Consider the following 15,917-nt stretch of genomic DNA (forward strand, 5'->3'; position numbering starts at 1 on the left):
GCGGGAGCCTCTCGTGGCGATGCGGTACTTCGAGCTGATCGACGATCTGTACGTCCCCGGTCGGTGGTCGCTGGGCGATCCCATCGATGCGTCCGGCCGGGAGGTCGCCAATCCATGGATGTTCAGGAAGGGTGAACCCGTCAGCCTGGAAACGCCCTTGAGGATTCCGGTCGACCCTGCTGGTCAGCCCTTGGACTTCACGCTGGCTGGCATCGGCTTGGCGCCCGTCATTCAGGCTGAAGCGGCAGCCATCCTGACCCGGCTCGCACCGGATGATGTTCAGCTGCTCCCCGTGACGGTCGCGTCGGAGCCCGGACCGCATTTCCTCGTCAACGTGCTCCGGCTTGTCAGGTGCATTGACGACGAGGCTTCCGCAGAGGTGCTGTATTGGAAGCCTGAAGATGGGCGTCCAGAGAAGGTGGGGAAGTACAGGGACGTCGCTGGCATGCGCATCGATCCGACGAAGGTGGGCGGTGCCAGAGTCTTCCGCACCTGGGGATGGACCGTTGCGCTCATCGTCTCCGAGGACATCAAGGAAGCGCTGGAGCACGCGAACATCACCGGAGTGAAGTTCCGGGAAGTCACAGGCCCCAGCGAAGTCAGCCCGGAACAGCGTGAACACAACCGCAAGCTCCAGGTGCTCTACGACCGAACAGAAACAGCCCGCACCGCGTTCTGGCGCACCCTGGGCACGCTGGACGAAGACGCCATCCTCCCCATCGTCGTCGGAGGAGGCTGGCCCGCGAGGCGCCAGGTCTGGCGCGTCATCCACCGTCCCGAAGGACGCACCCTCTTCGTGACGGACGGCCTCTCCGACTTCTTCGTGGCTGCCGTGGAGCCCTCCGTGGGCTACGGCCTGGAGCTCGCGCTCGAAACCGACGAGTCCGTGGAGAACGTGGCGAAGAGCTGGCAGCAGCTGCTGCTGGAGCGCATCGCCAACGAGCTCGCGGGCCACGAACACCTGCGCGAACCCGCGAGGACCGGCATCCTCTCCATGGAAGTGGACGGAGAGCGCATGCCCGAACCGCTCCTGACCAAAGACGGTCGAGTCGCCGTGCTCCTGGGCATGGACACCCCATTCCTCCCAGGTCACTTCACGATGCCAGACGGACAGGTCCGGCTCGTCACCGTGAAGACGCTGATGCCCCGGGAGCTCACGTACCTGCTGGAGCACGGCCGGGAGGAATTGCTCCACCGCTTCAACCAGTCCCCCCCCGGCCACCTGTCCAAGGCCTGGCGCCAGCCCGTGGTGTGACTACCGCATCCCCAGCAACAGCCACACGGCCAGTGCTCCATACAGCGGCACGTTGAGCGCCAGCGTCAGCCGGTTGATGCGCCGGAACCGCTCCTGCTCCGCGTCCGCGAACCACACCCCGTCCTCGCCGGTGGTGCGTCCCTCCACGGCCTGATGGAACAGCGCCGCATACGCCACCTCCACCAGCAGGCTCACCAGGACCAACCCCACCAACGCCAGCGCCCACACATCGCGTCCATCGAGCACCCCGGCCCACTTCTCCCCGGTGTACACGAGCCCCGCTCCGACCAGCGCGATGCACCCCAGGTCATGGCCCACGCCGTACGGGGGCCGCCAGTTGCGCGACACGTAGAGCATGTAGAGCTCCGCGGCCCCGCGCAGCCACATGGACACCGCGAACGCCCCCAACACGACGCGCGCCTCCACCGGCACGGACGCGTCCATCGCCACCAGCGGGCACACCAGGAACCAGAGGAACACCGCGTACAGCAGCCACGCCATCTTGGGTCCGGAGATGCGTCCGCCCCGGCCACCCTGCGCGTTCTGCCTGCGCCGGAACACCACCGCCGCGCTCGCGCACGCCAGCAACGCCACCACCAGGAACACCCGCGTCGACGAAGTGAGCATCAGGAGGAACGAGGCCGGGGATAGTGGTGGGGAAACCGCTCGACGTACCACGCGCGAAGCCGGGGCAGATGCGTGAGGGACACCTGCGGGTGCAGGTGATGCACCACGTGCATCCCGATGTGCCGGGGCGCCAATCCCAGCCGCCCCCACCACCCGAGCCCATGGTCGCGAGTGCACGCGAACACATCTTCCAGCCTCCGCCCCTGCACGGGCGCGGCGGTGTGCTCCGCGAGCAACCGGTGCGCGTTGAACCCAGACGCCACCAGCAACGGCACCCCATACCCCCACAGCACCGCGGAAGGCCACCGCACCGCCAGCGCCAGCACGCCCAGGTGGAACAGCACCTGCCCCGCCTCCGCCCGAGCACACGCCGCCACCTCCGCGTCCCGCGTGAGCACCCGCCCGGAGCGGTCCTGCAGGAACACGCGCCCATACGCCGTGCGCAGCGAAGGCAGCACCCACGCGCAGAGCCCCACCGGTCCCCGCAGCACCCAGCCGGGAATCACGCTCAGGAGCAGGAACCACCGCCACGCCGTGCGCAGCCGTCCTCCATCCGGAGGCTTGCGGTACGGATCCGAGGGCAGGCCCGCATCGCGGTGATGGCGAAGGTGGTGGTAGCGCATCGCGGCCAGCGTGGACGCAATGGGGTAGCCCGCGACGGCCTCCAGCAGACACAGTCGCCATTCGAGCCTTCGCGAAGGCAGGTGGACCGCGTCATGAAGCAGGACGCCCAGCGCATGCAGCCGTCCCGCGACGACGAGCACCGCCAACGGCATCAGGACCGGAGGAGCCCAAGCCATGACCGCCCACCCCAGGGCCATCCCCGCCCACTCCACGGCCGCCAGGCGCAGCAGTCCGGACGGCGTGGCGGGAACGAGCAGCTCGCGAGGCACCGCCGCGCGGCGAGGCAGGGAAGAGGACATCGGGCGCCAGGACTCCACGCATGGGGGCCGGACGCAAGCCCCGTGCGGATTGGACACCCGGAGACGGGCACGGCACGCTCCGCGCGTGCACCGGGACGGTCAATCATGAGTGTGGATGTGCCAACGCAGCCGGCCCTCGCGGGCACGCGCGTGGAGTGGGGCGGCTGGGTCTTCCCCCGCTGGAACGACCCGCGGCTGCCCTTCGCGGCGCTGCTCACGCTCTACGGCGTGCTCGGCTTCACCTTCTTCGGCTTCAACCGCAGCCCCGGGCAGATGGCCTTCCTGGTCGTCTCCGGCACGCTGCTGGACGCGGTCCTGGGCTGGGTGTTCAAGCGGCGCAAGGAGCTGCCGCTCTCGGCGTACATCTCCTGCTGCTCGCTGGCGCTGCTCCTGAACTACTCGCACGCGAGCACGCTGTTGTGGCTGCCGGTGTGGCTGGCCATCGGCTCCAAGTACGTGCTGACCTTCCAGGGGCGGCACGTCTTCAACCCGTCGATGTTCGCGGTGGCCGTGTCGCTGCTCACCACGCGCGAGCTCATCACCGCCGCGCCCGCCTACCAGTGGGCCAACGGCGAGGTCGCGCTGTCGGCCTTCATCGTGATGGCGGCGATGGTGCTGTTCTTCTTCCGGGTGGGGCGCGGCTGGCTGGTGATCAGCTTCCTGTCCTTCTACGCGCTCCAGACGGCGCTGCGAGCGTTCATCCTCCGCCACCACCTGCCGCCGGAGGTGCTGTTCCTGGGCACGCTGGGCGCGCCGTCGTTCTTCATCTTCGTCTTCTACATGCTCACCGACCCGGCGACGTCGCCCGCGACGCCGAAGGCCCAGGTGCTGGTGGCGCTGGCCATCACCTGCGTGGACCTGGTGCTGCACCTGAAGGAGAGCGTCTACACGTTCTTCTACGCGGCGCTCACCGTGGCCACCTGCCGCTTCGTGTTCATGCACACGCGCGAGCTGTGGCGCACCCGGGGCGCGTCGCTGCGCCGGCTCCTGGCTCCGGACATGCTCAAACGCGTGGGCGTGGTGGGTGGGCTCGGGGCGGTGCTGGCCACGGGCTACTCGGTGTCAGCGGCGCAGGGGGAGCGCCAGGCGCCGCTCTCGTTCCACCTGGACGCGCAGGACGTCACGCAGGCGGGCCTGTCCTCACAGATGGGGCACACGCTGGAGGAGCTGGATCCGCGCGTGGCTCACGTCGCGAAGTGGCTGGTTGCTGTAGGGGACGCGGTGGCCACCGGCGACTTCGATGGGGACGGCAAGCTGGACCTGTTCCTCACGCACCCGCTGGGCACGCCGGAGCACCACGCGGGCCTGTATCGCAACCTGGGGGGACTGCGCTTCGAACGCGTCTCCGTGCCCGCGCTGGAGCGCTTCGCCACCCGCTACAAGGAGGAGGGGCTGGCGGGCGGCGGGACGTTCGTGGACTGGGATGGGGACGGGGACCTGGACCTCGCGGTGGCGGTGGCCTTCGGGCCGGTGCGCCTGCTGCGCAACACGCTGCGCGAGACGGGCACGGCGGGCTTCGAGGACGTGACGGAGTCCGCGGGCGTGACGGACCACGCGGTGAGCCTGGGGCTCACGTTCCTGGACTACGACCGGGACGGGCACCTGGACCTGCTGGTGCTCAACGCGATGACGACGCACCTGCCGGACTACCCGGAGCCCGCGCCGCCGCTCAACCTCTTCAAGCTGCCGGAGCCGGAGTACGCGGGGGACCGCCGCATGCTGCGCTTCATGCATGACGGCTGGCACAACGCGAACAACGGCGGGAAGAACGCGCTCTACCGGGGCCGGGGAGACGGCACGTTCGAGAAGCAGGACGTGGACGCGCTGGGCCTGAAGGAGACGCACTGGTCGCTCGCGGTGAGCACGGTGGACCTGAACCGGGACGGGTGGACTGACCTCTATGTGGCCAATGACTTCGGGCCGGACGACATCTACCTGAACGAGGGCGGCCGGCACTTCCGCCACATCGTGGGCAACCGCTTCGGGGAGATTGGCCGGGACACGTACAAGGGCATGAACGCGAGCGTGGCGGACTTCGACCGCAACGGCTGGTTGGACGTGTACGTGTCCAACGTGCACCACTCGCTCCAGGCGGAGGGCAGCCTGCTGTGGATGGTGGGGCCGGGCGAGGACGCCTTCGTGCCTCGCTTCAAGGACGAGGCCACCTTCCGGGGCGCGCTGAACGAGCGCCGCTTCGGCTGGGGCGCGGCGGCGGGGGACCTGGATGACGACGGATGGCCGGACCTGGTGCAGGCCAACGGCATGGTGGACGCGCGCCTGGACGCGGAGAAGTGGCGCATCCCGGCGGGGCAGCGCAACGACTACTGGTACGTGAACCACAAGTTGATGCAGTCCGGCCCGGAGGTGCACACGTACGCGGACAAGTGGGGCGACATCCGGGGCCGCGTGCTCTATCCGAACGAGGCGCGCCGCGTGTACCTCAACCTGGGCGATGCCCGGCCGGGGCACTTCGTGGACGTGGCGAAGGAGGTGGGCATCGAGGCGCCGGACAACTCGCGAGGCGTGTTGATGGCGGACCTGGATGACGACGGCGACCTGGACGTGCTCATCACCAACCAGCACGCGCCGGTGTCGCTGTATCGCAACACGCTGCGGGCCGGCGCCACGGACGCGCACTTCGTGGGCCTGTCGCTGGTGGGGGACGGGCAGCGCACGCACCGGAGCGCGGTGGGCACGCGCGTGGTGGTGTCCTACGAGGAGAACGGCAAGCGCGTGGAGCAGGTGCGCGAGGTGGGGCTGATGGGCGGGTTCTCCGCGTCGGCGGATCCTCGGCTGCACTTCGGCCTGGGCCGTCACGCGGGGCCGGTGAAGGCGGTCATCCACTGGTATGGCGCCCAGCCGCAGGAGGTGACGTTGGAGGCGGACCGCTACCAGGAGGTGCGCCAGCCTCCCGCGCCCACGGCGCTGCGGGGAGGGCCCTGACGCGATGCTCTCCGCGATGAAGGGCACCACGGTGCGGCGGGAGGACCTGGACGCCGGCACCCGGGCGCGGATGTTGGCGCTGATGCAGTGCTGCTACGTGGGCGTGAGCGCCGAGCGCTTCCACGCGGACCTGGACGCGAAGCAGTGGGTGTTCCTGCTGCACGCCCGGCGCACGCGGGAGTTGGTGGGCTTCAGCACGGTGCGGGTGGCGGAGGAGGGCGGGGCGGAGGTGTTGTACTCGGGCGACACGGTCATCCATCCGGACTGGTGGGGCCACAAGACGTTGCAGGTGGTGTTTGGAAGGTTGTTGCTCGCGCGCAAGCTGCGCCGGCCGTGGAGGCCGCTGTACTGGCTGCTCTTGTCGGGCGGATACAAGACGTACCTCCTGGCGGTGAACTACTTCCCGCGCACGCATCCGCGCAGGGACTGGACGCCGCCGGAAGGGCGCTCGGAGTTCCTGCACGGGCTGGCGACGCGTTGGTTCGGCGCGCAGTACGACGCGGCGAAGGGCACGCTGCGCTTCGACGGCGCGCACTACCGGGTGCGGGACGGTGTCTCGCCCATCGACCGCGACGCGGCGGCCCATCCGCACATCGCCTGGTTCGCGGAGCGCAACCCCGGCCACGCCGAGGGCGAGGAGTTGGTGTGTCTGGTGGAGATCCGCGGCTGGGACCTGGCACGGGCGCTGGCACGAAGCGTCTGGGGCCAGCTGCGCCGCTGGGCCCGCCGGGAGCGGGATGCCTCGCGGGTCCGCGCGGAGACGTGACGTGCTGACTTCCCGCACGATGCTATCCGCCACGATGGCGGCAATGACGCCGTCCGCGCTGCGCTTCCGCCATGCACTGCGCGACCCCGAGGCCGCGCAGGCGGAATGCCTTACGCGCATCCTCCTCGCCGTGGAGGGCACGGCACAGGCGGAGCGTGTGCAGCACTTCGACCGTATCCGCGCCGCTCGGGAGTTCCAGGACGCGGTGCCCATCACCACTCCGGACGCGGTGGCGGAAGACGTTGAGCGCATCGCGCGGGGAGAAGCGCGGGTCCTCACGCGCGAGCCCGTGCTGCGCTTCGAGCTGTCCGGTGGTTCCTCGGGCGCGTCCAAGCGGGTACCGGTGACACGGGGCCTGCTGCGCGAGTTCCAGCGCGCGCTCGCGCCCATGCTGCACGAGGTGTTTCTTCGCCGTCCCGCCGTGCGCGAGGGCCCCAGCTACTGGTCCATCTCTCCTCTGGGCCGGAGACAACACCGGACAGTGGGCGGCATCCCGGTGGGCTCGGCGGAGGACAGCGCGTGGTTCCCGCGCCCGTTGCAGCCGCTGCTCTCGCGCGTCTTCGCCGTGCCGGGCTCGGTGGGCAAGGCTCCGCACGTGGAGCCGTGCCGCTACGTGACGCTGTGGTTCCTCGCGCGGTGTTCGAACCTGTCGCTGATCAGCGTCTGGAATCCCAGCTTCCTCACGCTGCTGATGGACGCCTTGGAGCGGCACGGCGAGCGGCTCGCGGAGGACCTGGAGCGCGGCACGCTGCGGCCTCCCGAACAGGACGTGGACGGTGCACCTGTGGGCCAAGACCCTGCCTGGACGGCGCTCGTGCAGGGCCTCCAGGGCGTGCGTGACATCCCGAGGGCCCAGGCACTTCGCGCAGCCCTGCGTGACGGACTGCCCTCCGCACGGACGCTCTGGCCAGGGCTCGCGCTCCTGAGCATGTGGACGGACGCCCAGGCCGCCCACGCCGTGGCTGGCGCATGCCGGCGCTTCCAGGGCGTCGAGGTCCAGGGCAAGGGCCTGCTCGCCACGGAAGGCGTCATCACGGTGCCCCTCTTCGAAGCACCCGCGCCGGTGCTCGCGGTCCGGAGCCATTTCATCGAGTTCATGGATCCAGAGCGCCCCGACGCGCGCCCACTGCTGGCGCACGAGCTGACGGCAGGTCGCACCTACGCGGTACTCCTCTCCACGTCCGGCGGACTGCTGCGCTACCGGCTGGGGGACCTCATCCGCGTGGAAGGCTTCGTGCACGCGACGCCATGCCTGCGGTTCCTCGGCCGAGCGGACGCAGTCTCGGACCTCGTGGGCGAGAAGCTCTCCGCCGCGCGAGTGGGCACGGTGCTGGATGCCACGCTGGGCCCCACGCGTCCCGCCTTCGCCATGCTCGCGCCGGAGTGGGGGACCCCACCGGCCTACCGTCTGTTCCTCGAGACGGATCAACCCGCCGACGCACTGGCAGCGAACGTGGAGCGCGTCCTGTGCGAAGGCCATCACTACCGCTACGCACGGGAGCTGGGGCAACTCGGTCCGGTGCGCGCGGTGCGCGTGACGCAGGGGGCCCGGCGCTACGAGGCCCGATGCATCCAGCTCGGTCAGCGCGCGGGCGACATCAAGCCCGTGGGCCTGCACCGCCAGGCCGGCTGGGTGGAGTGGTTCGGAAGAGGGACGTCATGACGATGCTCACGGTGGACCTGGACGCGGAGGCGGACCTCGCCCGCTGTGGCGCGCTGAAGGACTTCTGGTACGTGGCCTGCCTCTCCTCGGAGCTGCCCGCGAACAAACCTGTCGCGCGCACCGTGTTCGGCACGGGGCTGGTCCTCTTCCGCGGACCCGACGGCGCACCCACCGCGCTGCGTGACCGCTGCCTCCACCGCAACGCGCGTCTGTCCCAGGGTGACGTGTTCGACGGACGGCTCGGCTGCCCGTATCACGGCTGGGTCTACGACGCGTCCGGCGCGGTGGTGGAGATCCCCGCGCTGGGCCCGCCCCAACGCGGCGAGAAGCTGGACGCGCAAGCCTGCGCGCACGAAGGCCTCAAGCCCGCGCCCTGTGACGTGGGACGGCTCGCGCGCTTCCCCACGCGGGAGCAAGATGGGCTCGTCTACGTCTACCTGGGCAAGGACGTGACACAGGCCCGCGCGGAGCCCTTCCGCGTGCCCTACTGGGGCGAGCGCGGCTGGACCGTCTACTTCATGGTCACGCGCTTCGCGAACGGCGTGACGAACCTGGTGGAGAACTTCATGGACGTGCCGCACACGTCCTTCGTGCACCGGGGCTGGTTCCGCAATCCCACGCGCAAGCGCGTCCCCTCCACGGTGAAGCGCCACGCGGGTCGCGTGCGGATGACCTACCACCAGGAGGAGGACGCGCTCACCGGCCTGGGGCGGCTGTTCAACCCACGCGGCCTGCCACTCGTGCACACGGATGAATTCATCGTCCCCAACGTCACGCGCGTGGACTACCAGTGGGGTGACAGCGGCTTCGCCATCAACTCACAGTGCACGCCCATCGGGCCCACGGACACGCTCGTGTACACGGCCATCAGCTACCGGTTGCCGGTGGACGTTCCGGGGGCGTGGGTGGGCCGCGCGCTGACACCGCTCGTGCGGTGGTACACGCGGCAGGTCATCCAGCAGGACGTCCGCATCATGGAGACGCAGCGCCAGGGTCTGACGGATGGCCCCGGCGGCGGCGTGTACTCGGGCACGGAGGCGGACCTGCACCACGCGGACATCGAAGCGTATCGCCGCTGGCTCCGCGAGGGCGCGCACGGCCCCGGTCCCGAGGATGCGGAGCGCGACGTGGTCTTCTGGGTCTGAACCTGGGCCCGAGGGACCCGGCTCCCGGAGTATCAGCCGCCCTCCGGGGGCCGCTTCAGCGTCGACACATGCCTCAGCACCAGGGAACCCGACCTCTCCGCCGTCAACCGGTAGCCGGCCTGTCCGAGGCGATCGACCCAACCTCCATCCATCCCATCCCGGCCGCCTTCAAGGAGCCATACGCCGTCCTCCTTCCGGGAAAGCGTCAGCGCAGGCTCGACGGCGGCATCGAGGAGTCCCTTGAGCAACGGCAGTTGACCCGTCAGGTACCCAAGTCCGTCCAACTGTTGTTTCCGGCGGCGTTCAAACAGGGCCAGGCGGGAGTTCATCCTCGCCACGCCTCCCGCCAACACGGTGGACTCCCATCGCTGGATGTCGTGCTCCATGGCGAGGATCTCCGCCCGCAGCTTCTTGCTGGTTCCGCGCCAGAACACTCCCTCGGGCGGAAGCGGATACCGGGTGACCGTGGCCGCGTCTGCCTCAAGCGTCGGGCAGGCCGGCCCTGGAGCGAGGTCCATTGACCACGCCTCGCGACGGATGGAGAGCCGAACGAGAGAAAGAAAGGGTGCGCTCTTCCCCAGCGCCTCCACTGTCTCGACCAGGTCGCTTGCCGCTCCCGTCCCTTGGATCCGAAGCACTCCCCCCTCGCCGCTCTCGCGGAGCACCGACACCTTCGCTCCACCCACGGCTTGCGTCAGCCGTGAGCGCAGTTCGGCCTCGTCGTTCGGGGGACAGTGGAGGCGAAGTGCGTGCTCCACGACTTGCAACTCACGCTTCCGCTCCTCGCGGTTCGCGATGAGCTCCATCTTCTCAGCGCGATCGAGCTGCGCGAGCCGCGACAGCGTGTTCAGTCGCTGAATCTCCTCCGTCTCGCAGGCACAAACACCCAAGGCAACCATGACGAGGCATGCCCGCGTCCACATGGAACGACCCGACCGCTGGCCTCTTTCGCCAACACCTTCCATGCGAGCGGTCATTCAGGCTGGGGTGCCTGAGGTCTGCTCCTCCTCGGAGCCCGAGGCGGGAAACATCGCCAGGTAGTAGCCGGTGAAGAAGGTCGCCCCCAGGAAGAACCCGTGGAGCAGTTCCTGCGTCAGCGCGAAGGGCGGTGTGGGCAGGTGCTCATGCAGCCACACCAGCGTCGCGACGGCATTGGACGCATGGCATGCCGCCGCCACGCCCAGCGCGATGCAGATGTGCCCCAACAGCACCCACGTGTTGGCGGCGGAGGTCACCCACCCGGCCAGGCTCCCCAGCCGCGCGAGGATGCGCGGGTACACGAACTTCCGGAAGAGCGCGCCACAGGCCAGCCCCAGCAGCAGCGGGCCCGCGATCTCGATGATTGAATTGACGGCATCCATGGCCGCGACCCTGCCAGAGGGCGCACGGCCCGTGCAAATCCTGTCACCCCATGCGCCGCAGGCCCGGCAGGTCCTCCGGCCGGAGCACCCAGCGCGGCGGCTCCGGCGGCGACGTGCGCGTGCCCACCTGCGCCGCGGGGAAGCCCTCCACCAGCGCGTAGTCCGGGAACACCGCGCGCGCCTTCACCAGGCTTCCGGCCGCCACGTGGCAGCCTTTGCCCAGGTGGCTGCCCTCGCAGAGGATGGCGCCGGGCTCCACCACCGTGCCCGCGCCCAGGTTGCACGCGTGCAGGATGCAGCCCGGGCCCACCACCACGCCTTCGTCCAGCACCAGCATGGTGTCCGGCTGCAGGTGCAGCACCGTGTTCTCCAGAATCTGCACCCGCGCGCCAATGCGCACCGGGCCGTTCAGGTCGCCGGTGATCTTCACACCCGCGCCAATGATGGCCCCCGCGCCGATGACCACGTCACCGGACACCTCCGCGGAGGAGAAGAGGGTGGCGGTGGGGTGGACGAAGGGGTGGCGGTCTCGAAAGGCATACAGCTGTCCCATGGGGGCGTCCTCGGCGCGGTCGCGCGCGGAGAAAGGGGTCAAAGGCGCGGCGGGCAGCGACAGGTCACCGCCCCGGCGCTGTTGCAGGTGGGTCAGGTCCTCGGAGGAGAGCATCCGCAGGACCTGTCCCGGCCGGCCCAGCACCACGGATTGATCCGGCACCGTCATGCCGGGCGGCAGCACGGTGCCCTCGCCCACCAGGCAGCGGTCGCCCAGCGTCACGCCGGGCATCAGGATGGCGCCGTCTCCAATGTCGCAGAGCGACCCCACGCGCGCGCCCATCACCAGCGAGCGCGGACCGAGCACGGTCTTCTCTCCGATGGACGTGGGCCGCTCGGGCGTGCCCACCACCACCGCGTCCTCGCGCAGCGCGGAGAAGGCTCCCAACGTCACGGAGCCCCCCACCGAACGCACGACGGCGCCGCGGGAGATGATGGCCCCGGGCCCCACTTGCGTGGTGCCCAGCAGTCGCGCGGACGAGGCCAGGGTGAAATGAGGACCTACCGCGGTGGGCAGGAGAGAGGCGGTCGCGGATAGGGAACTCATCGGGATGCAGCAAGCTACTCCCGGCCCTCCCAAGGGCATGTTGTCCAAAGGCGCGACGCGGCCGTCCAACAGCGGACGCTCGCTTGCTGAGTCGATGAGGGTGGGTGCGGCACCTTCAGATGTCAGGAGTGGGGGACGGGCGGCGTAGGAAGCCGCGTCGCTGGGCGCCACGTGTGGGCGTTTCGCGGTAGGAAGTCCCCTCGCTCTCGAAAGGCCTCACCCCGTGGAAGAGACACCGTTGGCGGACAGCCACGCCCAGGCGCCCGAGCCCGTGGCCAGCCGCGACGCAGTGAACAAGGGGCTGTGGGCCCTGATGAAGGAGGCCCTCCACGGTACGGAGCAGGACCTCACCCAGCTGCCGCTCGGGAGGGCCATCTTCCTCTTGGCCGTGCCCATGGTGCTGGAGATGTGCATGGAGTCGGTGTTCGCCGTGGTGGACGTCGCCTTCGTCGGCCGGTTGGGCGCGGAGGCGGTGGCCACGGTGGGGCTCACCGAGGGCATCCTCACCATCATCTACGCGGCCGGAATGGGCCTGAGCATCGGCGCCACGGCGATGGTGGCCCGGCGCATTGGAGAGAAGGACGCGGAGCGGGCGGCGCGCACGGCGGTGCAGGCCATTGGCCTGGGGGTGATCATCTCCACGGTGCTGGCCGTGGCGGGCATCGTCTTCGCCCGGCCGATGATGGCGGCGCTCGGCGGCTCGCCGTGGGTGCTGGAGCACGGCGTGGGCTACACGCGCGTGATGATGGGCGGCGTGGTGAGCATCCTGCTGCTCTTCCTCATCAACGCCATCTTCCGGGGCGCGGGTGACGCGGCCATCGCGATGCGCGTGTTGATGCTGGCCAACGGGCTGAACATCGTGCTCGCGCCGTGTCTCATCTTCGGCTGGGGGCCGTTTCCGGAGATGGGCGTGGTGGGCGCGGCGTGGGCCACCACGCTGGGCCGCAGCGCGGGCGTGGTGTACCAGCTCTACCGGCTGATCCGCTCCAACGGCCGGCTCCAGGTGCGGCGCGAGCACGTGTCACTGGAGCCCGCGACGATGCTCGCGATGCTGCGGCTTTCGGGCGCGGGCATGGTGCAGGCGCTGGTGACCACGTCCAGCTGGGTGGTGCTGGTGCGCATCGTGGCGACCTTCGGAAGCACGGCGCTCGCGGGCTACACCATCGCCATCCGCATCGTGATGTTCGCGCTGATGCCCGCGTGGGGCCTGGGCAACGCGGCGGCCACGCTGCTGGGGCAGAGCATGGGCGCGGGAGACCCGGACCGGGGCGCGAAGGCGGTGTGGCTCGCGGGCCGGTACAACCTGATGGTGCTGGGTACCATCGGCGTGGCGTTCTTCATCTTCGCGCATCCCCTGCTGGGCGCGTTCACGACGGACCCGGCGGTGGTGGACGAAGGGGCCACGGCGCTGCGCATCTTCAGCCTGAGCTTCCTGTCGTGCGCGTACGGCATGGTCATCACCTCCGCGTTCAACGGCGCGGGGGACACGCGCACGCCTACGCTCATCGACCTGGGGTGTCTCTGGGTGCTGGAGCTGCCGCTGGCGTGGGTGCTGGCCCATCCGGTGGGGCTGGGCGCGGAGGGGGCGTACCTCGCGGTGCCGGTGGCCTTCGCGGCGATGTCCGTGCTGGGCATCGTGTTGTTCCGGCGCGGGCGCTGGAAGACGCGCGTGGTGTGAGCGTCAGGGCAGGCAGATTTCAAAGCCGGTGCGTCCCCCGGGGAAGGTCCTCGGGGGGCGCGAAGCGGGCGTGACGGCGTAGAGGTGGAAGTCCAGGCGCCGCTGGATGAAGCCGTCGAAGGCCGGGGTCAGCGGGTCACCGGCGTCCTGCTGCACGGTGAAGAAGTGGAAGCCCCGGCCGTGGAACGCGGCGTAGACGGCGTCGAGCAGCGCGCGCAGGACGGCGGGGTCTTCCGAGGGGATGCTGGTGTTGCAGAGGTAGAAGTAGCGGAAGTCGCCGCCGGGCGCGGGCAGGCGGGGCGCGCCGGTGACGGTGGCGAGCGCGTTGAAGCCCCGGCGGACCCACTTCATGCCGCCCCGGTACGCGAGCACGCGGTAGCGCTTCACGGCGTCGGGGTTCCAGGCGGAGGTGCAGCCGGCGAGCTCCCCGGCGGAATCGAACGCAAGGAACGAATCCTCCACGCGAAGCCCCGGCCAGTGCGCGAGCCGGTGCTCCAGTTCGCCAGTGTCGAAGCGGTAGCCGAAGGGACGTTGACGGTGGTCCGCGTCCAGCAGCGCGGCCATGGCGGGCACGTCCGCGGCGGTGGCCCGGCGCACGGTGTAGCGGCTGGGGCGCGGCTTGCGGCGCAGGACGAACTGGAGCGAGACGGCGGAGAAGGCGCGCATCAGGTGGTAGTGCGGCTGCGCTTCCCGGGACGCGCCCCGGCGCACGAGTGATTGGAGCGCGGCGGCGTTGGAGGCCATGACGGCGGTGAGGAACACGTCCACGCCGTGGCGGCGGGCAGTCTCCTCCAGGACGGGGCCATAGAACCGGGCCAGGCCCCGGGCGCGGCGCGCGGAGAAGCGGGTGCGCAGGTCGCCCAGGTAGCCCACTCGGCACGGTTTGCCTTCCAGCCAGCCATCGCGGACATGGATGGCGCCCATGCCATCCAGGCGGGATGTTTCGCCGTGGGCCCAGACCTCCGCTTCCCCGCGCTGCATGGCGAAGAGGCCGAAGTAGTCCGGCGACCGCTGTGTGCTGAGCACCAGGTCCCCGGTCATGGGCACGTCGCCGAACAGGTCCAGCAGCGCGGCGTTGTCGTCCCGGGTGGCTCGGCGGAGGGGGCTCATGGGTCGCGCGGCAGCCTATGCGACACAGGGGTGGACTTCCGCCCCCGCCTCCCGTGCGCCACATTGCGGGCCAGTTCACACACCGCACGGGGAGGACGTCATGGGGCTGTTGGGGTGGATCATCTTCGGCTTCTTCGCGGGGCTCATCGCCCGGGCCGTGCTGCCGGGGAACCAGCGCCTGGGCTGCATCGGCACCACGCTCCTGGGCGTCGCCGGGGCCTTCGTGGGCGGCTTCCTCACGTCCGTCTGGCGGGGCACCGACTGGCGCGACCCGGAGCCCACCGGCTTCCTGGGCGCCATCCTGGGCGCCATCGTCCTGCTCCTGGTGTCCCAGGCCGCCTTTGGCGGTCGCTCCCGGTAGGTCCCCCCTCCCGCCGGGAATCCGGGGCCCTCCCGCCGGTTGGGGGGCCGGCGGCCGGTTGTCCTACCTGCATGGACCCCCATCCGGGGAAAGCACGGTTCCCAAGAGGATGCCGGGCACTTTCTGTAGTAGACCGCGCCCCAGGCATGCAGCGGGGGGCGGTCGGCCGCCGCTGAGCCAAAGGAAAGGCGACGACATCATGATGAAGAAGACGATCCTGATCGCGGCGATGCTGAGCCTGACGGCCTGCCAGGGCCAGGGCGCGAAGCCGGGCGAGACCTCCGCCACCGGCACCTCCACGGCGGCGGCCACCGCCGGTGCTCCGCAGACCGAGGAGCAGAAGACGCTGTACGCGCTGGGCCTGTCCATCGGCCGCAGCATCAGCGTGTTCGACATGACCCCGCAGGAGCTGGAGTTCGTGAAGGCCGGCCTCACGGCCCAGGTCACCGGTCAGAAGACCGACGTGGACCTGGAGACCTACGGCCCCAAGCTCCAGGACCTCGCGCGCGAGCGTTCGCTGCGCAAGGCCAACGCGGAGAAGGAGAAGTCCGCGAAGTTCCTCGAGGAGAAGGCCAAGGAGCCCGGCGCGGTGAAGACCGAGTCCGGCCTCATCTACAAGGAGACCCAGGCGGGCACCGGCGCCCAGCCCCAGGCCTCCGACATCGTGAAGGTGCACTACAAGGGCACGCTCGCGGACGGCAAGGAGTTCGACTCCTCGTACAAGCGCGGTGAGCCCACGCAGTTCCCGCTCCAGGGCGTCATCAAGTGCTGGACCGAGGGCCTCCAGAAGATGAAGGTCGGCGGCAAGGCGCAGCTCGTGTGCCCCTCCGACATCGCCTACGGCGACCGCGGCGCGCCCCCGAACATCCCCGGCGGCGCCGCCCTGGTGTTCGAGGTGGAGCTCCTGGAGATCGTGAAGGCCCCCGAGGCTCCTCCGGGCATGCCCGGGATGCCCGGCATGGGCACCCCGCCCCCCGGCGCCAAGC

General features: G+C 70.1%; 14 protein-coding genes. 8 read left to right on the top strand and 6 right to left on the bottom strand.

The window, feature by feature from the left end:
- Positions 1–292 precede the first annotated feature (292 nt).
- Positions 293–1,255 (top strand): imm11 family protein, encoded by a 963-nt coding sequence (locus tag D7W82_RS07465; protein ID WP_370450946.1) that lies wholly within the window; start codon positions 293–295, stop codon positions 1,253–1,255.
- Here the strand turns inward: D7W82_RS07465 and D7W82_RS07470 are convergent, their stop codons facing one another.
- Both D7W82_RS07470 and D7W82_RS07475 read right to left on the bottom strand, forming a co-directional pair.
- On the bottom strand, positions 1,256–1,882 hold the full coding sequence (locus D7W82_RS07470) for a hypothetical protein (protein WP_120617662.1): 627 nt from the start codon (positions 1,880–1,882) through the stop codon (positions 1,256–1,258).
- Positions 1,882–2,805: a fatty acid desaturase gene (locus D7W82_RS07475; RefSeq protein WP_120617663.1), complete on the bottom strand. Its 924-nt coding sequence runs from the start codon at positions 2,803–2,805 to the stop codon at positions 1,882–1,884. Before D7W82_RS07475 ends, D7W82_RS07470 begins: the two co-directional genes overlap by 1 nt.
- 105 nt (positions 2,806–2,910) lie before the next feature.
- On the opposite strand from D7W82_RS07475, the gene D7W82_RS07480 reads away from it, so the two are divergent.
- From D7W82_RS07480 to D7W82_RS07495, 4 genes are read left to right on the top strand one after another with little or no spacing between them, the layout of a single operon-like run.
- The gene (locus tag D7W82_RS07480; RefSeq protein WP_120617664.1) at positions 2,911–5,748 is read left to right on the top strand and encodes an FG-GAP-like repeat-containing protein; all 2,838 of its coding nucleotides are present in this window, start codon (positions 2,911–2,913) and stop codon (positions 5,746–5,748) included.
- A 4-nt stretch (positions 5,749–5,752) separates the two neighbouring features.
- Complete coding sequence (locus tag D7W82_RS07485) at positions 5,753–6,514, top strand: hypothetical protein (protein WP_120617665.1); 762 nt, start codon at positions 5,753–5,755, stop codon at positions 6,512–6,514.
- 19 nt (positions 6,515–6,533) lie between these two features.
- A complete protein-coding gene (locus tag D7W82_RS07490; protein WP_120617678.1) occupies positions 6,534–8,177 on the top strand; it encodes a GH3 auxin-responsive promoter family protein in 1,644 nt (547 codons plus the stop codon).
- Positions 8,174–9,322: an aromatic ring-hydroxylating dioxygenase subunit alpha gene (locus tag D7W82_RS07495; protein WP_120617666.1), complete on the top strand. Its 1,149-nt coding sequence runs from the start codon at positions 8,174–8,176 to the stop codon at positions 9,320–9,322. The genes D7W82_RS07490 and D7W82_RS07495 overlap by 4 nt, the downstream gene beginning before the upstream one ends.
- A 32-nt stretch (positions 9,323–9,354) precedes the next feature.
- Here the strand turns inward: D7W82_RS07495 and D7W82_RS07500 are convergent, their stop codons facing one another.
- The 3 genes from D7W82_RS07500 to D7W82_RS07510 form a co-directional block, all read right to left on the bottom strand.
- The gene (locus tag D7W82_RS07500) at positions 9,355–10,221 is read right to left on the bottom strand and encodes a hypothetical protein (protein ID WP_147439258.1); all 867 of its coding nucleotides are present in this window, start codon (positions 10,219–10,221) and stop codon (positions 9,355–9,357) included.
- Positions 10,222–10,299: 78 nt separating this feature from the next.
- Complete coding sequence (locus D7W82_RS07505; protein WP_120617668.1) at positions 10,300–10,683, bottom strand: hypothetical protein; 384 nt, start codon at positions 10,681–10,683, stop codon at positions 10,300–10,302.
- A gap of 43 nt (positions 10,684–10,726) precedes the next feature.
- Positions 10,727–11,782, bottom strand: a complete 1,056-nt coding sequence (locus D7W82_RS07510) for a DapH/DapD/GlmU-related protein (RefSeq protein WP_120617669.1) — start codon at positions 11,780–11,782, stop codon at positions 10,727–10,729.
- A 238-nt stretch (positions 11,783–12,020) separates the two neighbouring features.
- On the opposite strand from D7W82_RS07510, the gene D7W82_RS07515 reads away from it, so the two are divergent.
- On the top strand, positions 12,021–13,460 hold the full coding sequence (locus D7W82_RS07515) for an MATE family efflux transporter (protein WP_233587364.1): 1,440 nt from the start codon (positions 12,021–12,023) through the stop codon (positions 13,458–13,460).
- A 3-nt stretch (positions 13,461–13,463) separates the two neighbouring features.
- Here the strand turns inward: D7W82_RS07515 and D7W82_RS07520 are convergent, their stop codons facing one another.
- Positions 13,464–14,570: a GNAT family N-acetyltransferase gene (locus D7W82_RS07520; RefSeq protein WP_120617671.1), complete on the bottom strand. Its 1,107-nt coding sequence runs from the start codon at positions 14,568–14,570 to the stop codon at positions 13,464–13,466.
- Positions 14,571–14,670: 100 nt separating this feature from the next.
- Here D7W82_RS07520 and D7W82_RS07525 point away from each other — a divergent pair, with 100 nt between their 5' ends.
- Both D7W82_RS07525 and D7W82_RS07530 read left to right on the top strand, forming a co-directional pair.
- Positions 14,671–14,931 carry a GlsB/YeaQ/YmgE family stress response membrane protein gene (locus D7W82_RS07525; protein WP_120567008.1) on the top strand — a complete coding sequence of 87 codons (261 nt, stop codon included), beginning with the start codon at positions 14,671–14,673 and terminating at the stop codon, positions 14,929–14,931.
- Between the two features lie 202 nt (positions 14,932–15,133).
- Positions 15,134–15,917, top strand: a 784-nt coding sequence (locus D7W82_RS07530; RefSeq protein ID WP_147439259.1) for an FKBP-type peptidyl-prolyl cis-trans isomerase, incomplete at its 3' end; no start/stop codon positions are given.

Origin of the sequence: Corallococcus sp. CA049B (genome assembly GCF_003611685.1) — a bacterium.
In the GTDB taxonomy this organism is placed as follows: domain Bacteria; phylum Myxococcota; class Myxococcia; order Myxococcales; family Myxococcaceae; genus Corallococcus; species Corallococcus coralloides.

Bases quoted from the DNA above. Each gene is read 5' to 3' on its own strand.
- D7W82_RS07470 (WP_120617662.1), bottom strand. From the start codon at position 1,882: ATGCTCACTTCGTCGACGCGGGTGTTCCTGGTGGTGGCGTTGCTGGCG.
- D7W82_RS07475 (WP_120617663.1), bottom strand. From the start codon at position 2,805: ATGTCCTCTTCCCTGCCTCGCCGCGCGGCGGTGCCTCGCGAGCTGCTC.
- D7W82_RS07480 (WP_120617664.1), top strand. From the start codon at position 2,911: ATGAGTGTGGATGTGCCAACGCAGCCGGCCCTCGCGGGCACGCGCGTG.
- D7W82_RS07485 (WP_120617665.1), top strand. From the start codon at position 5,753: ATGCTCTCCGCGATGAAGGGCACCACGGTGCGGCGGGAGGACCTGGAC.
- D7W82_RS07490 (WP_120617678.1), top strand. From the start codon at position 6,534: ATGCTATCCGCCACGATGGCGGCAATGACGCCGTCCGCGCTGCGCTTC.
- D7W82_RS07495 (WP_120617666.1), top strand. From the start codon at position 8,174: ATGACGATGCTCACGGTGGACCTGGACGCGGAGGCGGACCTCGCCCGC.
- D7W82_RS07500 (WP_147439258.1), bottom strand. From the start codon at position 10,221: ATGGTTGCCTTGGGTGTTTGTGCCTGCGAGACGGAGGAGATTCAGCGA.
- D7W82_RS07505 (WP_120617668.1), bottom strand. From the start codon at position 10,683: ATGGATGCCGTCAATTCAATCATCGAGATCGCGGGCCCGCTGCTGCTG.
- D7W82_RS07510 (WP_120617669.1), bottom strand. From the start codon at position 11,782: ATGAGTTCCCTATCCGCGACCGCCTCTCTCCTGCCCACCGCGGTAGGT.
- D7W82_RS07520 (WP_120617671.1), bottom strand. From the start codon at position 14,570: ATGAGCCCCCTCCGCCGAGCCACCCGGGACGACAACGCCGCGCTGCTG.
- D7W82_RS07525 (WP_120567008.1), top strand. From the start codon at position 14,671: ATGGGGCTGTTGGGGTGGATCATCTTCGGCTTCTTCGCGGGGCTCATC.